The sequence below is a fragment of the Bremerella alba genome, assembly GCF_013618625.1.
Lineage (GTDB): Bacteria > Planctomycetota > Planctomycetia > Pirellulales > Pirellulaceae > Bremerella > Bremerella alba.
Map to the genome: position 1 here is coordinate 63,287 of NZ_JABRWO010000010.1, position 18,932 is coordinate 82,218.

General features: G+C 56.5%; 12 protein-coding genes. 5 read left to right on the forward strand and 7 right to left on the reverse strand.

Annotation, left to right across the window (positions count from 1 at the left end):
* Window positions 1-275 precede the first annotated feature (275 nt).
* Both HOV93_RS17455 and HOV93_RS17460 read left to right on the forward strand, forming a co-directional pair.
* The gene (locus HOV93_RS17455; RefSeq protein ID WP_207397818.1) at window positions 276-1,484 is read left to right on the forward strand and encodes an NAD(P)-binding domain-containing protein; all 1,209 of its coding nucleotides are present in this window, start codon (window positions 276-278) and stop codon (window positions 1,482-1,484) included.
* Between the two features lie 313 nt (window positions 1,485-1,797).
* Window positions 1,798-2,838, forward strand: a complete 1,041-nt coding sequence (locus HOV93_RS17460; protein WP_207397819.1) for a hypothetical protein — start codon at window positions 1,798-1,800, stop codon at window positions 2,836-2,838.
* On the opposite strand, the gene HOV93_RS17465 is transcribed toward HOV93_RS17460, so the two are convergent.
* The 4 genes from HOV93_RS17465 to HOV93_RS17480 all read right to left on the reverse strand — a co-directional run bounded on the left by HOV93_RS17465 (window position 2,839) and on the right by HOV93_RS17480 (window position 7,985).
* Window positions 2,839-4,371: a glycosyltransferase family 39 protein gene (locus HOV93_RS17465; protein ID WP_207397820.1), complete on the reverse strand. Its 1,533-nt coding sequence runs from the start codon at window positions 4,369-4,371 to the stop codon at window positions 2,839-2,841.
* Window positions 4,372-4,614: 243 nt separating this feature from the next.
* Window positions 4,615-5,436, reverse strand: a complete 822-nt coding sequence (locus HOV93_RS17470) for an ExeA family protein (protein WP_207397821.1) — start codon at window positions 5,434-5,436, stop codon at window positions 4,615-4,617.
* Between the two features lie 39 nt (window positions 5,437-5,475).
* Window positions 5,476-6,576, reverse strand: coding sequence for a tyrosine-protein kinase family protein (locus HOV93_RS17475; protein ID WP_207397822.1), 1,101 nt, complete (start codon window positions 6,574-6,576; stop codon window positions 5,476-5,478).
* Window positions 6,577-6,647: 71 nt separating this feature from the next.
* Window positions 6,648-7,985 carry a hypothetical protein gene (locus HOV93_RS17480; RefSeq protein WP_207397823.1) on the reverse strand — a complete coding sequence of 446 codons (1,338 nt, stop codon included), beginning with the start codon at window positions 7,983-7,985 and terminating at the stop codon, window positions 6,648-6,650.
* Between the two features lie 319 nt (window positions 7,986-8,304).
* Between HOV93_RS17480 and metH the strand changes: the two genes are divergently transcribed.
* Window positions 8,305-12,015 carry a methionine synthase gene (gene metH / locus HOV93_RS17485; RefSeq protein WP_207397824.1) on the forward strand — a complete coding sequence of 1,237 codons (3,711 nt, stop codon included), beginning with the start codon at window positions 8,305-8,307 and terminating at the stop codon, window positions 12,013-12,015.
* 70 nt (window positions 12,016-12,085) lie between these two features.
* Here the strand turns inward: metH and HOV93_RS17490 are convergent, their stop codons facing one another.
* The 3 genes from HOV93_RS17490 to HOV93_RS17500 form a co-directional block, all read right to left on the reverse strand.
* Window positions 12,086-12,913, reverse strand: coding sequence for a CBS domain-containing protein (locus HOV93_RS17490; protein ID WP_207397825.1), 828 nt, complete (start codon window positions 12,911-12,913; stop codon window positions 12,086-12,088).
* A gap of 317 nt (window positions 12,914-13,230) precedes the next feature.
* A complete protein-coding gene (locus HOV93_RS17495) occupies window positions 13,231-14,304 on the reverse strand; it encodes a leucine-rich repeat domain-containing protein (RefSeq protein ID WP_207397826.1) in 1,074 nt (357 codons plus the stop codon).
* Between the two features lie 81 nt (window positions 14,305-14,385).
* Window positions 14,386-15,639 (reverse strand): BaiN/RdsA family NAD(P)/FAD-dependent oxidoreductase, encoded by a 1,254-nt coding sequence (locus HOV93_RS17500; RefSeq protein ID WP_207397827.1) that lies wholly within the window; start codon window positions 15,637-15,639, stop codon window positions 14,386-14,388.
* 176 nt (window positions 15,640-15,815) lie between these two features.
* On the opposite strand from HOV93_RS17500, the gene HOV93_RS17505 reads away from it, so the two are divergent.
* Window positions 15,816-17,186, forward strand: a complete 1,371-nt coding sequence (locus HOV93_RS17505; protein ID WP_207397828.1) for a c-type cytochrome — start codon at window positions 15,816-15,818, stop codon at window positions 17,184-17,186.
* 173 nt (window positions 17,187-17,359) lie between these two features.
* Window positions 17,360-18,697 (forward strand): phosphomethylpyrimidine synthase ThiC, encoded by a 1,338-nt coding sequence (gene thiC / locus HOV93_RS17510; RefSeq protein ID WP_207397829.1) that lies wholly within the window; start codon window positions 17,360-17,362, stop codon window positions 18,695-18,697.
* Window positions 18,698-18,932: the final 235 nt, after the last annotated feature.

Genomic DNA, 18,932 nt, shown 5'->3' on the forward strand with positions numbered 1-18,932 from the left:
CGCCCCCAAGTGTATGGTTCCATTATTTTTAACTACAAAGGGAATGAACGTCGTTGGTCGTAACGTGCTCAAAAAACCCTGAGCAAATTTAGGCCATGCCTTTCAGAAGGAGCAGCGACTTGCGCTAAACCACATGGTTTTTCCCACTCTGAACCCGACAGGGCGAAGCGAGAGACCGATTCTCCCCTATAATCATTACAAATAGACGTTGCTCAGATCGCACTGAGCCCAATTTGCTTGGCAACCTTTACCTAGTTAATAGCAGAGGCCATCGGATGGCAGTGGAAACGCCTGCCCAGATTGTGATTGTCGGTGCCGGGCCGATTGGCATCGAAGCCGCATTGTATGCCCGTTTCCTGGGGTATCAGGTCACCCTCCTCGATTCAGGAGACGTGGGCGCTCACCTTCGGAAATGGGAACACGTCCGCCTGTTCGCTCCCTTTCAAGCGATTAGTACCCGGCTAGGTAAATCGGCGCTGGCCGCTCAGCATCAAGACCTTGCGCTGCCTCTCGACGAGCAACTGGTTACCGGCGGCCAATATCTGGAACGATACCTTCAGCCGCTGGCCGCAAGCGATCTGATTGCGGATTGCTTAAAGCTTCGCCACACGGTGCTCTCGATCGCGCGAAGTTCGCAGACCAAAGCAGAAAATTATGGTCAGCCAGCGCGAAGCGAGACCCCGTTGGTCACCCTGGCAAAAGACGAAAATGGGCACGAGCATCTTTTTGAAAGCGACATCGTGCTCGATTGCAGCGGTGTCGGTGCTCAGCCCAACTTCATCGGTGGCGGCGGAAGTCCCGCCGTCGGGGAACTGGCAGCTTGCCAGCATTTTGAATCTGGTGTGATCGATGCGCACGGTAAAGATGCCAATCGCTTTGCCAATCAGCAAATACTGTTAATCGGAGCAGGGCACACTGCGGCGACCAATATTTGCCAGCTGAGTATTTTGGCCCGTGAGTCGCTCGAAACGCACATCACGTGGATTACGCGCGAGGGAAAAGCCGACGGCCAAAACGGTCCGGTGACCGTGATCGAGGATGACACTCTTCCGCAACGCAGGCAAGTTGCCTGGGAAGCGAATCAGCTATTGATCGAAGAGAATGGGCACCTTGATCATTGGCCAGAAACGACGGTGAAGGCGGTTCACTACGAACCCCAGAACGATCACTTTCAAGTGACCCTCGCCGGGAAGCACTCCGGCGTCCATTCGTTCGACCGAATCGTGGCCAACGTGGGCTACCGGCCTGATCTCGAGATGCTGCGTCAGATGCAACTCGATCTTTGCCCCAATACAGAAGGGACTAAGAGCCTGATTCAGCCGGAACCCAATTTCTATATCCTCGGCTCTAAAAGCTACGGAAGAGATTCGAGCTATCTGATTTCGGATGGACTCGATCAAATTCGCCAAGTCTTCGCCATCATCGGTGATCGGGATAACCTCGACTTGTACGCGGAACCTCCCGGCGAGTCGAATCAGGCCTAAACGTTGGGTTGTCAGCAGCACGGGATATCCACGACGTAACGTCTATCTGTCAAGTGGACTATGGCTTTGCTATCACGTAATTTGTGATCAAAGTTTGGTCAATCTTGTTGCGATCTTCTTCGGGAATATTTGGAAAGAGCCTGTTTCCTGCGGGAAAATCACGGAAAACGCACGCAGGTCAGGCCAACCATTTCTTCGATGGCTGCGTACAGCTTGGCGTGCATTGGGCTACTTCATCCCTTATATTACGGGGATTATCACGCCTGATACTTCCGAAGATACTGTCCCCCATCGAGTCTACGAAGGCCTGAAGATGAGTTTGCCTGCGGTGCTGAAATCGATTTTTGGAATGATGTTGCTGACGCTTGTCCTGGCAACCAGCTTGCCAGCCGAACCAGTCGAGAGCGATCAACAGCAGGCCATTCGTCGGTGGATTCGTCAACTCGATGGCGATCGCTATGCCGAGCGACAACAGGCCGCCGGCGAGTTGGCCAAGCTCGGCAAGGAAGCGATTCCGGCCATCGAGAAAGCCGCACTTACCGGTACCGGCGAAGTGGCCAGCCGCTCGGTCGACCTGCTCAAAGGTTTCGCCAGCTCTCCCGAGGATGACACCTCGTCGCAGGCCTACTCAGCACTCAAGCGTTTGGCAGCTGGCGGCAATCAGACTGCCGGCTATATCGCCGAGGAAGCCATCGAGCAGCTCAAGCGTAAGCTCGGTCCCGGTCGCATTACCGATGACCAGCCACAGCAGCCGCCAGGTGACTTCAATCGCTCGGTGCAGATCTCCAACGATTTCAATGGTGACAAGACCATCGATGTCACCGAGAACGGCCAACGGGTCGTCGCTCGAACCATGGCCGGCGGGCGAGTAAGCGTTACCTGGCATCTTCCCGGTGGCAAGGCGCGCACCGTCGAGGCCGAAAGCGTCGACAAGTTGCAGACGCAAGATCAACAAGCATTTGCAAAGTTTCAAGAGCTGAATAAGATTGCCGAGGCCGGCCCCCGGCGACTTCCTAACATGCAGAATGCTCCCCGCGTTCATGTCCGCGTTCCCCAACGTGGCGAAGGCTTAGCGCCGTTTGCCGAAGTCGAACAACGGATGGAAGCCATGCGGGCCCGACACGAGCAGTTCGTCGACCAAATGCAAAAGACCATCCGGGCCCATCGCCTGCCTCCGGAAGGGGATGCCCCGCGAAAGATGGTCGATCAAAAGCAGCTCGAAGAAGTACGCCAGCGACTGTCCGACACGCTGAAACGTCTGGAAAACACCGAAGCCGGGACGATCGACCTTCTCGACTTGAAACGTCTTGACGAAGCTCTAAAACACATCGAATCGACGACCGATGCTTCGTAGTTAGTTCCCTTCGTCGGCATTCACATCTTGCGGAAGCAGCACCCGCCACTGCACGCGTGCGGCCTGCGTTTCTGGAATGGTCACTTCGTACTTGCGGTCAGGTACCGAGTTCAGAAAGTTCTTGACGACCTGGTCTGCTGTCTCTCGCGTACCACGCACGATGAGCACAATCGGTCGGTCTGGTGCCGACCGGTGAAGATACTGCGGCGTCGCTTCTCCTGGGCGGGTGTACGTCAGACCGAAATGTTGCCCGGCGTGTTCGGGAAGCGAGTAAATCGATTCGATGGGCAACAGCGAGTACGACTCCCACTTTTCCATGAAGGGGGGCTGACGTTTGGATGGAAGCCGCAGAACATCAGACTCAATGAGCCCCGAGGCAATCAGAACATCGGTGCTTTCCGTTGAATTCTCTAAGTCGGTGGCCACCGACGCGACCACCGTCCGCCAGTCTTCTCCTCGCATCGGTCCCAGGGAATGGGGCGTACGTAAACCGAACGCGATCACCACCGAGACAATCACTCCGCCGATCCGCCACATGCGAGCCGGGACAAGCGAAGCCAGGCTCACCAGTAACAGCGGGATCAGCGTTTCCGACGAGATCAAGTAGCGGCCAAAAAAGATTGCCGCCAGCCCCGTCGCCGTCGTGCACCAGGCCGCTGCAATCGGGAGGAAAACCATCCCGCCGATCAGCACCACGCGTTTCGCTTCCGCTGACCAACGCCGGGCATAGATCGATGCCAGCAGGGCGACCGGCACCAAAGCAGCTAAGGCCGTTACCCAGCGTGTCCATTCATTTTGCGAGGTCGCCGTGATGAACTGGGCCCAATTCTCGCGACGATCAAAGATGCTGCTCAGATGCGTTAAGGCAATCGCGACACCCACGGCCACGCAACCGGACGCCTTCAGTAGGCGATGTCGCTGGGAAGGACTATCGGACAGCAGCCACATGAACGCGGCCAGGCAGATGGAAAACAGCAACGTGCTGTAATGAAAGTAGAAGCTGCCGACGGTCGCGATCACCAAGAAGACCCAGTCTCGCTGGCGATCGTGCTGTACGATCTGCCAGGCAAGCACGACTTGCATCACAGCGATTACTTGCACAAATCCATACACGCGTGCTTCGGTGGCAAAGAAGATCCAGTCGATATCGATCGCGGCAATCGCACCGGCGGCCACGGCCACCCAAACGTCGCGGCTCCAGCGATGGGCGATCATCGTGATCAATGCCACGCAACACACTCCGCCGATCAGCGATGGAAGACGCAGCGACCACTCGCTCAGGCCGGTAAGCTGAGCCCATGCCCAGACGATCAGAAAGTAGAGCGATGCCTGGTTGCCCATCGCGGCCCGCTCTGGAACCTCTTGAATGCCATCCGAGACGACCCATGCCGTGTGCAACTCGTCGACCCACAAGCTTTCGCCCATCGACGGCAGTCGTAACAGAAGAGCCAAAGCGGCAATGCCCAGTCCCAGCAACGCACTGGTCTTCCAAGAAGGGAGGGCAGAGGACAGGTTAGGCTCGTTGGTATTCACGCCGATTGATTCTAATCGGCATACGCGATCAAGCTAGGGTCCTGCTAGGGTAAACCATTGAATAAGTTGCCGGCAATTTCAGCGTGCCAAGTCGCTTGGAACGCCTGCAACGAATTGCCAAAGGGCTTGATGAATGAACCGCCCGGTCACGGAATTCGTTACCAGAATCGTAAGGGCCAAAGCCCCTGGTAGCCGAGCGGCTAGAGAGAAAGTGCGAACGTAATGCTGAAACAACCCCGCGGTCTATTCAGGAGCGACAGTCACCAGTTCTTCGTGAATCGATTCGACCTGAGCGGCATCGATCACGCGGATTTCTTCGGCGTAGCCAATCAAGAGGGCCAGATCGCACAGGCGGTTGATCTCGCGCGGATTGCCGCGGGTGATCTCGAACAAACGCTGTAAACCTTCGGCGACGAAGATATCATCCTCGCAGCCGGCTACTCGCAGGCGATGCGTGACGTAGGCGGCGGTTTCATCCGGCGTAAAGCAGCGCATTAGCGACTTCACGCCGATGCGGCTTTCCAGGGAAGGGAACCGCTCGACCGCCGGGATGATGGCCGTCTGCCCGACGAGAACCAGCGTCAGGTCCAGCTTGCCGTCGGTCTCGAAGTTGGTCAACAGACGTAGCGTTTCCAGCGAAGCATGGTCGCTCAGGAGATGGGCATCGTCCACGACGATCACGGCGTGGTTGCCTGCTCGTGTGTTTGCCGCCAGAAACTGCTGCAATTGCCAGACGTTCTCGCTCGCGCTGCTGGTGCCGCTGGCCTGAGGGCTGCGACCGAGGTTCATCAGCAGATACGGAATCAGGGCATCGCTGGGTAGTTTCGGGAAAACAAGGTGAGCTTTGGGCGAAAACGTGTCAGGTAGTTGCATCAGCAGCGATCGAACTAGCAGGCTTTTACCAAGCCCGCACGATCCGGCCAAGATAGCGGCCCCGCGGCGGTTTTCGACGGCGTAGCGAAGCTTGAGAATCGCGGCCTGAGCCGACTCGGAAGGGTAGTATGCCGCTTCCGAGTAGGTGTTCTCGAACGGACGAGATTTCAGATTCCAGTACGCTTCGTACATCGAGCTCTCTGCTTTCGCCTACCGTAGGGCAGTGCTGACTTATCGCCAGAAGTTTTCGGCGATACCAATCACGTTGATTTTACGCTGCTCGAGCTTGGGCAAGATTTGGCTCAATTCCTGATCGTGAGTGCCTCGGGCATCGCGTACGATCAGAACGCTATGCATCAAAGCCAGACGCTGCCAAGCTTCCGGTCGATCGCCGCCATCCCACAGAACGATATCGTAATCTTGGGTGAACTGCTGCAGTTGACCAGCCGATAACTCGGCCAGGTTTCGATAGCCGGCCGGCAGGATGGCAATCGGTTGATCGGCGGCCTGAATCATCCCTTCGTACAGGGTTTCGACGGGCTCGGTAACAGGGCCAGCTTCGGTCAGGCCCAGGCGAACGGTCAGGCTTTCGTTGCCGCTACCTTCGTCGATGATCAGAACGCGGCGACCCTGAGCAGCCAGCAACTTGGCCAGGCACATGGTCATCGTTGAGCAACCGGTGCCGTCGCCCAGCGAGACAAGGGCCAGCGATTTGATGGTGCTGGAGATGCTGCTGGCCAGTGCTGCCCATTGATCGTGGCACAGATCGAGAACCATGTCGGTTTCTTCCGGCCAGTGAAGCGTTTCGGTTTCCCACTTAGGGTGTGCTAACCGACGCTGACGATAGGCTGTCGTAGCCGTCGCTTCAGACTTTGTGTCTTCCGTTTCTGTCTCGGCCGCTGTGGGCAATTCGGCCTGGGGTGTCCCAGCGACGAACGTGAAGCTGGGTTCATTCGATGGCTCCGGGGGCTGCTCAGGCTGAGGTTCCCACGTATTAATTTCGATGGTTGGAGTCGGCAGTTCTAGTTTCACGGGCTGGGTCGCTTGTGCAGAGACTGGATTGACCGGGGTGTGCTTGCGTCCCGCCCGAACCATCAGGCGATCGAGCGCTTCGGCCACGGCGGCCGTATTTTGGGCAGCGAGCAGGAACTCGTCTTGCATGCCGGCTTGGTCGCTATCCGATTCGTCATACGAACCGATTAGCGGAGAGCCAGGCATATCGATGCGGATGCCTTGGGTTTTCCAATGTTGCAGTTCGCTGAGGGTCGGTTTACGCGACATCGTGCGAACCGGATCGGATGACTTCTGCTGCGATGATTGGGATGAATTCATGACGGACTCCGACGAGTGGGCCGATTGCTCCGAGTTATAAGCACGTATAAAAGCGCGGTCGAGTTGGCTCATTAGCGAGATTCCAAGTCGAGGGGCTGAATTCCGCCCAGGCGAGCACGAGGCTGAGCAGCTTCCTGCGGCATCGACGAGCCTGAGTAGGGACCGAAGCCCCATTGGCCATTGTCTTGTTGAGGACCAGTAGAAGGCGTGTTCTCGGGCCGGTGGCTGTTGACGACTGGAAAGCCAGCCTGATGCTGGTAGCCTTCGTGGATTTCAGGCATTTGTGTGCCAGGCGAGGGACCGCTACCGGTCGAGTTCTTCTCTACCAGGGTTCCATTTTGCATGGCATAGTTGCTTTCTTCTGCCTGCATCCAGTGGCGTCCGCCACCTTCTCCGGCCGGAGGAGCGTACTGCGATGTCCGCGTATCGCCCATGCCCATCGACCCACCAGGCAAAGGACGCGTTTGCGAAGGTTGCGGTTGGCCTGGCTGAGATTGCGAGCCATCGAAGTTCGGTACGTCGCCGGTCGGTGCGGGGCGGTTACTGCCGGAGTAAGGAGTGATCGGAGGCTCTTCGAAGTTCGGCTCTTTGTTAGAAGGACCGAACTGCCAGACTTGATTCGACGGCGAGTCGATGGAAGGAGCACCCAAGCTGCCCCCTTGGGCAGGGTTGCCGTAAGGGCTGGCCGACGTTTCGACGTTCATCGAAGCTGGCGTCGCGATGTTGGTCATCTGCGTGTCGCGAGACGGATTGGACATCATCGTATTGGGTGACATGCTACGCGAGGGAAGCGATGCCATTTGTGTAATCTCGTTATCCAATGGTTCGATTGTGATCGTTTCGCTTGGATCGGCAGCCGAGCCGGCGTTCCAAGCCGGGGCGTCCCCCAGTTCGCCGGTCGAAACGAACAGGTCTTGCGGTACGTTCTCGACGGGTGATTCGTCCGATCCGCCACTGCCGCTCAGCGCCCAAACGCTGACAAACAGAAGAGACACGGCGATACCACCGAGCACCAAGCGGTTCTTCATCTGGCCGCTGAGCAGCGACACACGACGCTTTTGTCGCGTCTCGCCCGAGTTGTGAATGTAGCTTGGTTGGGCCGAAGGGGCAGGCTCTACACGCGGCTCAGGGGCGGCTTCTGCCTTGGGCTGCGGCAGTGGAGCGGCCTCACGTTGGGGCTCCGGCAACGAAGGGGCAGCGGCTGGGACCAGCAAGCTTTCGTGAGTGTCCCCTTCGTGCGGATCTTCTCCCAAGAGGTCTGAGACCCAATCCTGCTGGGGCGCCGGAGCCGGTTCGGCCGGCGGCTGCCAGGTCAGGTCCTTCACACGAAGGACGATCGGATGACCGTAGAAGGTGCCTTGGGTGTCTTGGGTTTCGTGATTGTGGGGAGTACCCAATGGTTTCGTCATCGTTTCGGCTTCCTTGCCTGACGTAAGATCGACGCACAACGACCACGCGCTGAATGTGGCCCGTTGTCCTATCCATCGGTTCGGTTTGTAACGATCTTTAGCTCTAGATAAGAAAAATTGTGATTTCGGGCTAGGTAAACTTTAGCGATTAACTGCCGCTTGCCTGCCGGTTGTGAGGGAAACGGAAATCTGGGATATTTAGTAGGTTTGAAGTAGTGATTTCCCCCTCGCCATACTGCGATACGCTAGCTGGTTGCACCGCTGCTGCCAGCATCTAAGTCGGGTACTGGCGTGTATTTCAGTTCTCCGGAAGTAGTCCATGCCAGGTCCTCGATTCGCCGGTCGCCAGCACTCGATCTTCAACGACATCCAAAAGCGTATTCTGATTCTCGATGGTGCCATGGGTACGATGATTCAGAAGTTCAAGCTGACCGAAGCGGATGTCCGTGGCGAGCAGTTCGCCAACGAAGAAAAGGATCTTCGTAACTTCAGCGATCTGCTCTGTTTGACCAAGCCGGAGATCATTGAAGGGATTCACCGCGACTTTCTCGAAGCGGGCGCCCACATCATCGAGACCAACACGTTTGGTGCTACGCCGATCGCCATGGATGAGTTCGCGCTCAGCGCATCGCTAGCAACCGATATCAATGTTGCCGCGGTGAAGCTGGCCAGAAAGGTAGCCGACGAGTTCAACGACCGCGATCCGGACAATTTGCGTTACGTGGCCGGTTCGATCGGTCCGACCAGCAAGACGGCCTCGATCTCGCGGCGGATCGAAGACCCCGGCTTCCGTGATGTGAACTTCAACCAACTCGTCGATTCGTACCTGGTGCAGATCGACGCGATGGTCCAGGCAGGCGTCGATATCCTCTTTCCGGAAACGACCTTCGATACGCTCAACCTGAAAGCATGTCTGTTCGCGATTGAAAAATACTATCGCGAGCAGAAGATTGAACTGCCGGTGATGACATCGGTCACCATCACCGACGCTTCCGGACGAACGCTGTCTGGTCAAACGGTCGAAGCATTTTGGAATTCGGTAGCGCACTTTCCAATGCTAAGCGTGGGGATCAACTGCGCCTTGGGTGCCGAGCTGATGCGTCCTTACGTGCAAGAGCTTTCGTCGATTTCGTCGTGCTACATCAGTTGCCATCCGAACGCTGGTTTGCCCAACGAAATGGGCGAATACGATCAGACGCCTGATCAAATGGCGGCCACAATTCGCGAGTTTGCCGAGAGCGGCTGGTTGAATATTGTGGGCGGTTGTTGTGGTAGCACGCCGGACCATATCAAAGCGATCGCCGACACGATGCGCGACTTCGAACCTCGCAAACTGCACGAGCAGCCATCGCTAACGCGGTTGAGCGGTCAAGAGCCGTTCACGATCACGCCGAACACCAACTTCGTAATGATCGGCGAGCGAACCAACGTGACGGGCTCACGGCGTTTTGCCCGACTCATTCGGGAAGAGCTTTTTGAAGAAGCGATCGCTGTGGCACTGCAGCAGGTCGAAAGCGGCGCAAACGTGATCGATGTGAACATGGACGACGCTCTGCTCGACGGCGAAGCGGCCATGACGCGTTATTTGAACCTGATCGCGGCCGAGCCAGACATCTGCAAAGTGCCAATCATGATCGACAGCTCGAAGTGGTCGGTCATTGAAGCGGGCCTCCGCTGCGTGCAAGGCAAGTCGATCGTCAATTCGATCAGCCTCAAAGAAGGGGAAGAAGAGTTCCTCAGCAAGGCCCGACTCTGTCGCGACTATGGGGCGGCCGTGGTCATCATGGCCTTCGACGAAGTTGGACAGGCCGTCGAGCTCGATCGCAAAGTCGAGATCTGCAAGCGTGCCTACGACTTGCTGGTCGAGAAGCTCGACTTCGAACCGACCGATATCATCTTCGATCCGAACATTTTAACGGTGGCCACCGGGATCGAAGAGCATAATGACTACGCGATCAACTTCATCGAAGCAACTCGGCGGATCAAAGAAGTTTGCCCCGGAGCCAAGATCTCCGGCGGGGTGAGCAATGTGTCGTTCTCGTTCCGCGGCAACGACGTCATTCGTGAAGCGATCCACGCCGTGTTCCTGTACCACGCGATTAAAGCTGGCCTGGATATGGGGATCGTCAACGCCGGTCAGTTGACTGTCTACGACGAAGTGCCAACTGAATTGAAGGACTTGATCGAGGATGTCCTGTTCAACAAACGCGAGGATGCGACCGAACGCCTTGTCGATTTCGCCGAAACGGTCAAGCATCAAAAGGGCGCCGGCCCGAAGCAAGAGGATCTTTCGTGGCGAGAACAACCGGTCGAAAAGCGGCTGTCTCACTCGCTTGTCAAAGGGATCGACCGCTTCATCATCGAAGATACCGAAGAAGCCCGTCAGAAAGCCGAACGCTGCCTGCATATCATCGAAGGTCCCTTGATGGACGGGATGAATGTCGTCGGCGACCTGTTCGGTGCCGGCAAGATGTTCCTGCCTCAGGTGGTCAAGAGTGCTCGCGTGATGAAGAAGGCGGTCGCGCATCTGCTTCCTTTTATGGAGAAGGAAAAGGAAGAGATGGGCACGACCGACCACGATGCCCGTGGCAAGATTTTGATGGCGACGGTCAAAGGAGACGTTCACGACATCGGCAAGAACATCGTGGGCGTGGTTTTGGGTTGCAACAACTACGAGATCATCGACCTGGGGGTGATGGTCCACTGCGACAAGATTTTAGCGGCGGCGAAAAAGCATGGAGTCGACGTGATCGGCCTGTCAGGGCTCATTACGCCGAGCTTGGACGAGATGGTCCACGTAGCCCAAGAGATGCAAGCCGCCGGTATGGACATTCCACTGCTGATCGGCGGCGCAACCACCAGCGCTAAGCACACGGCGGTCAAGATTGCTCCGGCCTACGATCATGCGGTGGTGCATGTTTTAGACGCGTCACGCAGTGTGGGTGTGGTCGATCGGCTCTTAAGCAAAGAGAACTCGCCGGCCTTTTTAGAAAAGAATCGCACGCTGCAAAAGGAGCTTGTCGATTCGTATCGCAAGCGTCAGGCGATCACGCTCGTTTCGTTAAAACAGGCCCGCGAAAAGCACTTTGAAACCGACTGGTCAAACGTTGACATTGCGACCCCTTCGTTCACCGGTACCAAGACCCTTAAAGAGTTTCCACTGGAAATTCTCCGCGACTTTATCGACTGGTCGCCGTTTTTCAACTCGTGGGAGTTAAAGGGCAAGTACCCGAAGATCTTTGAAGATGAGTACGTAGGCGAAGAGGCGAAGAAGCTGTTCCACGATGCGAACGAACTTCTCGATCAGATCATTTCCGAGAAGCTCTTTACGGCCAACGGCGTGTTCGGCTTCTGGCCCGCAGCGGCCGACGGAGATGACATTGTTGTCTATGACCCGAACGATCCTGAAGAGGAAATCGAACGCTTCTTTACGCTACGTCAGCAATGGGAACGTAAGGGGCAAAAAGACTTCCGAGCCCTGGCCGACTACATCGCCCCGGTAGGAAGTGGACGACGCGATTACATCGGATCGTTCGCCGTGACGACCGGGATTGGCTGTCAGGAGTTGGCGTCTAAGTTCGATGCCGATTATGACGACTACAACTCGATCATGGCCAAGGCTCTCGCCGATCGTCTGGCCGAAGCGTTCGCCGAGTGTCTGCACTTAGAGGCCCGCAAGGCGTGGAAGTTTGGCGAAGGAGAATCGCTTTCCAAAGAAGAGTTGATCAAAGAAGGCTATCGCGGCATCCGTCCCGCCCCCGGCTATCCGGCTCAGCCTGACCATACCGAAAAATGGACTCTCTTCCGTCTGCTCAATGCCGAGCAAGAGACAGGCATCGAACTGACCGAAAGCCTGGCCATGATGCCGGCAGCAAGCGTATGCGGTATGTATTTCGCCCACCCGGCCGCGCGGTACTTCGCCATTCATCAACTGGGTCGCGATCAGGTTGAAGACTACGCCAAGCGTAAAAAGATGCCGCTGAAAGACATTGAAAAGTGGCTCTCGCCAAACCTCTCGTACGACCCGTAAGCGTGCGAGAGTGATCGTAGAAATCAGGATGCGAAAAGCGAAGCGTATCGCACCCTTCTGAAGCTTGGGGCTATGTCGTGCCGACGGCGTTGACGGCTCCTGAAGCGGCGTTCTTGGGCGATAGTACGAGGAACTTGCTTTGGTTGTGATCGGTCACGTCGAACGCGGCGACCTTTCCGATCAAGCTGAAGTGGCGTACGAATCCTTTGGCCGGAATGATCAAGTTGTCGTCTTGAACCTTCGTCGCGATGGCTTCATCGGCGGTTGCGCGGACGAACTTGATCAGGATTCGCCCGGTCGGTGGATCGTAGCCCAGCACGGCGTAGTCCATCCTGGCTCGCTTGTTCTCGATGTTCTTCAGCGGAATGACCAGGTCGCCATTCATTTTGCGAACGTAAGCAGGGCTGCGAGTCTTGGCATCAATCCGCGGCGAGTACATCTGAAAGGCCGTTTCCATGCCTTCGACGTTGTCATCGGCCAGGTACTGAATGATGTCCGAAATCGAAAGCACGCCGACCAGCGTGTGATGGCTATCGATCACCGGCAAACATCCGATTTTGTTGGTTGCCAACACGTAGGCAGCGCGGGCAAGCGGGATGTCAGGTCCGACAGTGATTGGTTTTTCGGTGGTGATCATTTCTTCCACACGCTTGTGCGGAGCTTCGTGCCCTTCCGGCTTCATGCTACTCATCAACGCACGGACGATATCACGCTGCGAAACGACGCCGATCACTTGTTTGGTATTGTCGACCACTACTACGCGGCGTAACGAATATCGGGCCATCAGGTCGGCGACGATATTGACGTGCGTGCCGACGGTCGCGGTATGTACCTTTACCGACATCACGTCTTGGACGTTCCCCTGTAGTTGCTTCGAGATCGTTTCGATAGCGGTCATGCTTCCCTGACGTCTTCTAATATTTCCGGTCGAGAGAGACGGAATAGCCTGCTCTCTGGCGACTCAATCATCATGTTGATTTGCGATAAGTACCGATAGGCTGGCCGGCGTTATTGAGACGCACGCTTTACCTCTTGCCGATCGGTGAAACTATAGCATCGAAAAATCAACGTGGAGGGGTGCGTTATACCGCGGTGCCTGGGCGATGTCCCCAAGGCTTGGAAGAAGGGGGCCGCTATTGACGATTGCAACGATCGCACGGAATTGAGCGGGGTAAATTCCCTTAAGATGCGTGGCCAGTCACCAGAGGAGTAGGTCTAATTTTCCGGCTTGTACACATGCTGAATTTCTGTTTCCGGAAGCTGCGTGGCAAGGGTCGCTGCTCCTTCGCCGGTAACGCCGGTACGGGTGACTATCAGCGTTTTGAGCTGCGTCATCGGCGCAAGTTTTTGCAGTCCGTCGTTGGTCAATGAGGTCGATCCGAGGTGTAGCCAGGTGACGCTGGGAAGCTTGGTCAGCTCTTCAATCTGAGCATCTCCGATCGAGTTGCGGTCGAGGTTCAGCCATTCGAGCGAGGTCAGTTGGGCCACGTTGGGTAGCGACTGATCAGTGATTTTGGTGGCCCACAGATTGAGTTTCTTCAGACCATTGTGGTTCAGCAAATGTTCGACGGCAGCATCGCTGAAATTGGTTTCACTCACATCGAGATCTTCTAGCGCGTTGAGCTCGGCGAGTGACTCGAAGCCGGATCCGTCAATCTTCGTGCCTCGCAAGCGAATACGTTTTAGCTTGGTGAACGGGGCCAGTTTCGCCAGGTTTGCTTCCTGAAAGGGCGTGCCGAACAGGTACAGTTCTTCCAACTGTTTCAGTCCGACCAGTCTGTCGAAGGTGGCTCCTTCGACGGCCGTTTCATCGAGCCCAAGGACCTTCAATTGTGTGAGCCGACCCACATGCTTCAGGTCGGCATCGGTGATCGGATTTCCCCGGAACTGCAGGTTTTTTAGTTTGCCGCATTGGCAAATTTGGCCCATGGTGGCCCCCGTGACCTGGGTTTCTCGTAGGTCGAGTACTTGCAAGTCTTTCGGTGAGCCAATCCCGTTGAACATGGCATTATTCACAGGACAACCTCGTAGAAGCAGCTTCTGCAGTTTGGGAAGCGTCCCGATTCGCTTCATAAGATTCTCGTCGATTGGTTTTCCTGAAAAGTCAACTAGAACGACCGCGCCGCTGCCATCCTTCTCGATGCGTCCGCCAGCATTGACGAGCATTGCTTCGGCGGCCAGTTCATCTTGAGTGGGGGCGTGGGCACCAAGCTGAGAGGGCGACGAGGTATCGTCCGAATTACAACCAACGACTAAACAGCAAAGTAAAAGAATCAACAGCAGACGCATGGCCTAGGGTCCTCAGCAGAAGCAAATCGCGCGGGGTTAATCCTTATTCTAACGCGAACGTGTTATCTCGGCACCGGGAATTCAGACAGAAACTCCCGCGACGTAGCCGCTCGACCAGGCCCACTGGAAGTTGAATCCGCCAATGCGTCCATCGACATCGCAGATCTCACCGCACAGATACAGGCCTGCCGCAATCCTCGATTGCATTGTCTTCAGGTCGATTTGCGAAAGGGGAACACCGCCGGCTGTCACCTCGGCGACCTTGAAACCCAGCGTTCCGGAGACCTCCAACGGATAGTCGAGGACGACACCTACCAAGCTCTTACGCTGAAGCTTAGTCAGGTCGACGCCCGTTTGCTCAGGCCGGATTTCGCAAAATGCCAGCAAGTGATCGACGAGCCGATCAGGCAGACGCTCGCGCAGATAGCCGCGAATCGAACGACGTCCAAGCGATTGCAGGTCGGCTTGCAGCGTTTGGTCAGAGAGCTCAGGCAACCAGCCGACGCTCAGCCGCACCGCTCGTTCGGCTGAAGCGGCGATCCAGTGGCGGCTTATGTCTAAAACGGCTGGCCCCGAAAGGCCCTTGTGCGTGAGCAGCAGGTCTCCGTGAACCGTTTCAATGCGTTTTCCGCTGGCCTCGGTCAGCTGAAGCGTGGTCGGCAGCGAGATACCGGAAAGCTGTTTCAGAGGATCGCCGTCGGCAAGCTGCAAAGGGACCAGGGCAGGGAAGGTCTTCGGGGTTAGCTCGTGCCCCAATCGGCGAGCCATTTCCAGGCCATGTCCGTCGCTGCCTGTCTGAGGGACGCTCTTGCCTCCGGTGGCCAAGATCACCTTCGTGGCGACTAAGTGTCCCCAAGGACCGGTGATCTCGAACGACGGCTGCGCGGATTCATCGGATGAAGCCCGGATGTTCTCGACGCGGTGATTCAAACAGATCTCGATTCCCAGGCGATCGACTTCGGCCAGCATGGCGTCGAGAACGGTGCGTGCTTTATCGGTCGTGGGAAACAGCTTGCCGGTCGGCTCGCGTTTTAGCCGCACGCCTAGCTCGGCGAAGAATTCGATCGTTTGGGGCTGGGTGAACCGGTTCAAGACTTTCTTGATGGTGTTGGGGGAGCTGCCTGAAAAGTCCTTCGGGGTGACCTTTTCGTTGGTCACATTGCAGCGGCCTCCCCCTGCAATAAGTATCTTTGCACCAATGCGTTTGGCCCCGTCCAAAATGACGATCCGTCGTTTGGCATCGGCCCTGGCCGTCCAAATGGCAGCAAACAGCCCGGCCGCACCACCACCTACAATGGCCACATCGGCTCGGTTTGACGTGTTGTTTTCACTCAAGTTAACATTCCCCTAGAGGGTTGTAATGTGCTTGCCCAGAGGGATGCTGGCAAGGGGCCCCATAGTAAACTGGTCGATTCATCACATTGCTTTCTATAATCAAGGACACCGTTGCCTGGTCAGGTGGGGCTACGGTTAGCATAATATTTTTCAAGTTGTATCCTTTTCGAGATTTCATGATGGAGCGAATCTTCGCTATTCTGATTTTGGTCGCGGTGATCTTGCCGTGCGGTCTGGTCGCGGAAGATCGTGCTGCAGGCGATCGTATGGGCGATCCTCAAGCCGGGTACGAACACCTAATCAATACGCCCTATCTGCCCCCTTATTTCGATCAAGAGACCTTCGACAACGTCTGGCGGGTCTGGCCCAAAACGCTTCGCGATCAGGCCGAACAGGCCGATGCTGACCAGCGGCGGCAAATGGCTTTCGAACGTTACGGTCTGACGGGACGTGTCGAGGACCCCACCAAACCGCTGCAGTATGTGGTCGATAAAAAAGGGACGTGGACGCTTAATTGCTTCTCGTGTCATGGGGGGCAAGTCGACGGTAAAACCATCGCTGGTCTGCCCAATAATCGTTTCGACTTCGCCGGAATCACGGACGAAATCCGTCTGACTAAGGCCCTGCTCGGCAAAAAACTGGTGCCGACAGATTACAGCTCTCTGGTCTTTCCGATGGGTAACAACAAAGGAACGACCAATGCCGTGAACTTTGGTGTGGCCTTGTTGTCGCTGCGGGATGCCGATCTGAAACTAGTCCCGGGGGCCAGCTTTCCCAAGATGTTGCATCACGATATGGAGCCTCCGCCGTGGTGGCATTTTGTGAAAAAGGAGAACCTCTACCTCGATGGTTTTGCGCCCAAGGGGCATCGAGGGCTGCTTCAATTTACGCTCGTCAAGGAAAACAAGGCCCAGGCGTTTCGTGACCGCGAAGAGGACTTTCGCGATGTTTACGCCTATTTGAATTCGCTTGAAGCACCCAAGTACCCCGGTAGTGTCGATCAGGCCCAGGCCAAGCAAGGGCGTATCGTCTTTCATAATCATTGCAGCGAGTGCCACGGCACCCACGGCGAAAACGCAGACTATCCCGAACGCATGGTGCCGATCGACGTAGTGAAGACCGATCGGGCCCGTCTCGATTCGCTCTCGCCGGCACATCGCGAAGGATACGGCCAGAGCTGGTTTAATTCGTATGGTCAGCAGGCCGGCTTGATTGCCGATCCCGCCGGTTATGTCGCCCCTCCGCTGGATGGCGTGTGGGCGACGGCTCCTTATCTTCATAACGGCTCGGTACCCACCTTGTGGCATCTGCTGCATCCAGACGAGCGGCCCAAGCTTTGGCGCTGGAAGAGCCTGGGTTACGATCACCAACGAATGGGTATTTCGGTCGAAGTGCTCGATGAGGTTCCCCGCGGGCTGTCTTCGATCGAAAGACGCGAAGTCTTCGATACGTCGCGGTTTGGTAAAAGTGCCTCCGGACACGACTTCCCAAATGTGCTGAACGACACGGAAAAAGCAGACCTCCTCGAGTATCTAAAAACCCTATGATTTTCGGGCGAAAACACGCCACTTGCCCCCTGATTGGCCCCTCTGCCAGATTGACACGGTAGGGGGACTCGATACCATGAATCGTTGAGCGAAAGCCTTTAAAAAATCAGCGGTTACGACCAAACCGCGTCACACGAAACAGGCCGGCGGCCTGAACAAGGATTCTGAATTTCATGTCGACGCAACTGCTTGCAGCGAAAGCGGGGACCATCACCCCGGAGATGGAGTATGTGGCCAAGCGGGAGAACCTCTCTCCTGAGTTGGTGCGAGACGAAGTCGCCTCGGGTCGCATGGTGATCCCAGCGAACACGGTTCACCTTCAAGGTGGCCTCGAGCCGATGGCGATCGGCCTCGCCTCGACATGTAAGATCAACGCGAACATCGGCAATAGCGCCGTGACGAGTGATCTGACTGGGGAGCTCGATAAGCTGCACGTCGCCGTTCATCACGGGGCCGATACGGTGATGGATCTTTCCACCGGAAAAAACATCGACGAAATTCGCGCTCAGATCATCGCGAAGAGCCCGGTCCCCATTGGTACGGTTCCGATGTACCAAATGCTGGAAAACCTGGGCGGCAACATCGAAGACATGACGCCGCAGCACTTCCTGGACATGGTCGAGCATCAGGCCAAGCAGGGGGTCGATTATATGACCATCCACTGCGGCATTCTGCTGGAACACCTGCACCTGACGACCCACCGCGTGACCGGTATTGTCAGCCGCGGCGGTTCGCTGATCGCTAAGTGGATGATGGCCCATCGCAAACAAAACCCGCTGTATACCAGCTTCGACGATCTGTGCGACATCATGCGTCAGTACGACGTGACCTGGAGCTTGGGCGATAGCCTGCGTCCTGGTTCGTTGGCCGATGCTTCCGACGACGCGCAGTTCTCGGAACTCGATGTCCTGGGCGAGCTGACCAAGCGTGGCCGTGCCAACGGAACGCAGGTTATGGTCGAAGGTCCGGGCCACGTGCCGATGGATCAGATCGAAATGAACATGAAGCGTCAGCAGGAAGTCTGCGACGGCGCTCCGTTCTATGTGCTTGGCCCGTTGGTGATCGACATTGCTCCTGGCTACGACCACATCACCAGCGCCATCGGCGCAGCCATGGCCGGCTGGCACGGGGCAGCGATGCTGTGCTATGTGACCCCGAAAGAGCATCTCGGTCTTCCAGAAGCTGACGACGTCAAGCAAGGCGTCATTGCCTACAAGATCGCTGCCCATGCGGCCGACGTGGCTCGACATCGCCCTGGGGCTCGTGATCGGGACGACGCGTTAAGCCGAGCCCGCTTCTCGTTCGACTGGAACGAGCAGTTCCGCTTGTCGCTCGATCCGGAAACGGCCCAGGCCTACCACGATCAAACCTTGCCGCAAGATACCTTCAAGAGCGCACACTTCTGCAGCATGTGCGGTCCGAAGTACTGCAGCATGAAGATCACCGAGGAAATCCGCCAGATGGCCTCGCAAGACGAATTGATCGCCCTGGATACCGAAAAGGGTTCTTAATCTCCTAGGCATAATTTGGGGTGCCCGTGGCAATCGCGCACGCGGCATCCCTGCCTGCTTTGTGTAAAGCTTTGACTGCTCGACCGTAGGGTGTTGAGCAGCGCAGCGAATCGTACCATGTGCAATGGTTCGCGTCTCCATCAAGATCTCCGGTCCCCTCGCCAGGTGAAAGCGCATGCGTGGACGATGTTCGCATGGATTCGGAGCTTCTCCCTGCGACCGTTCACGCTGTTTA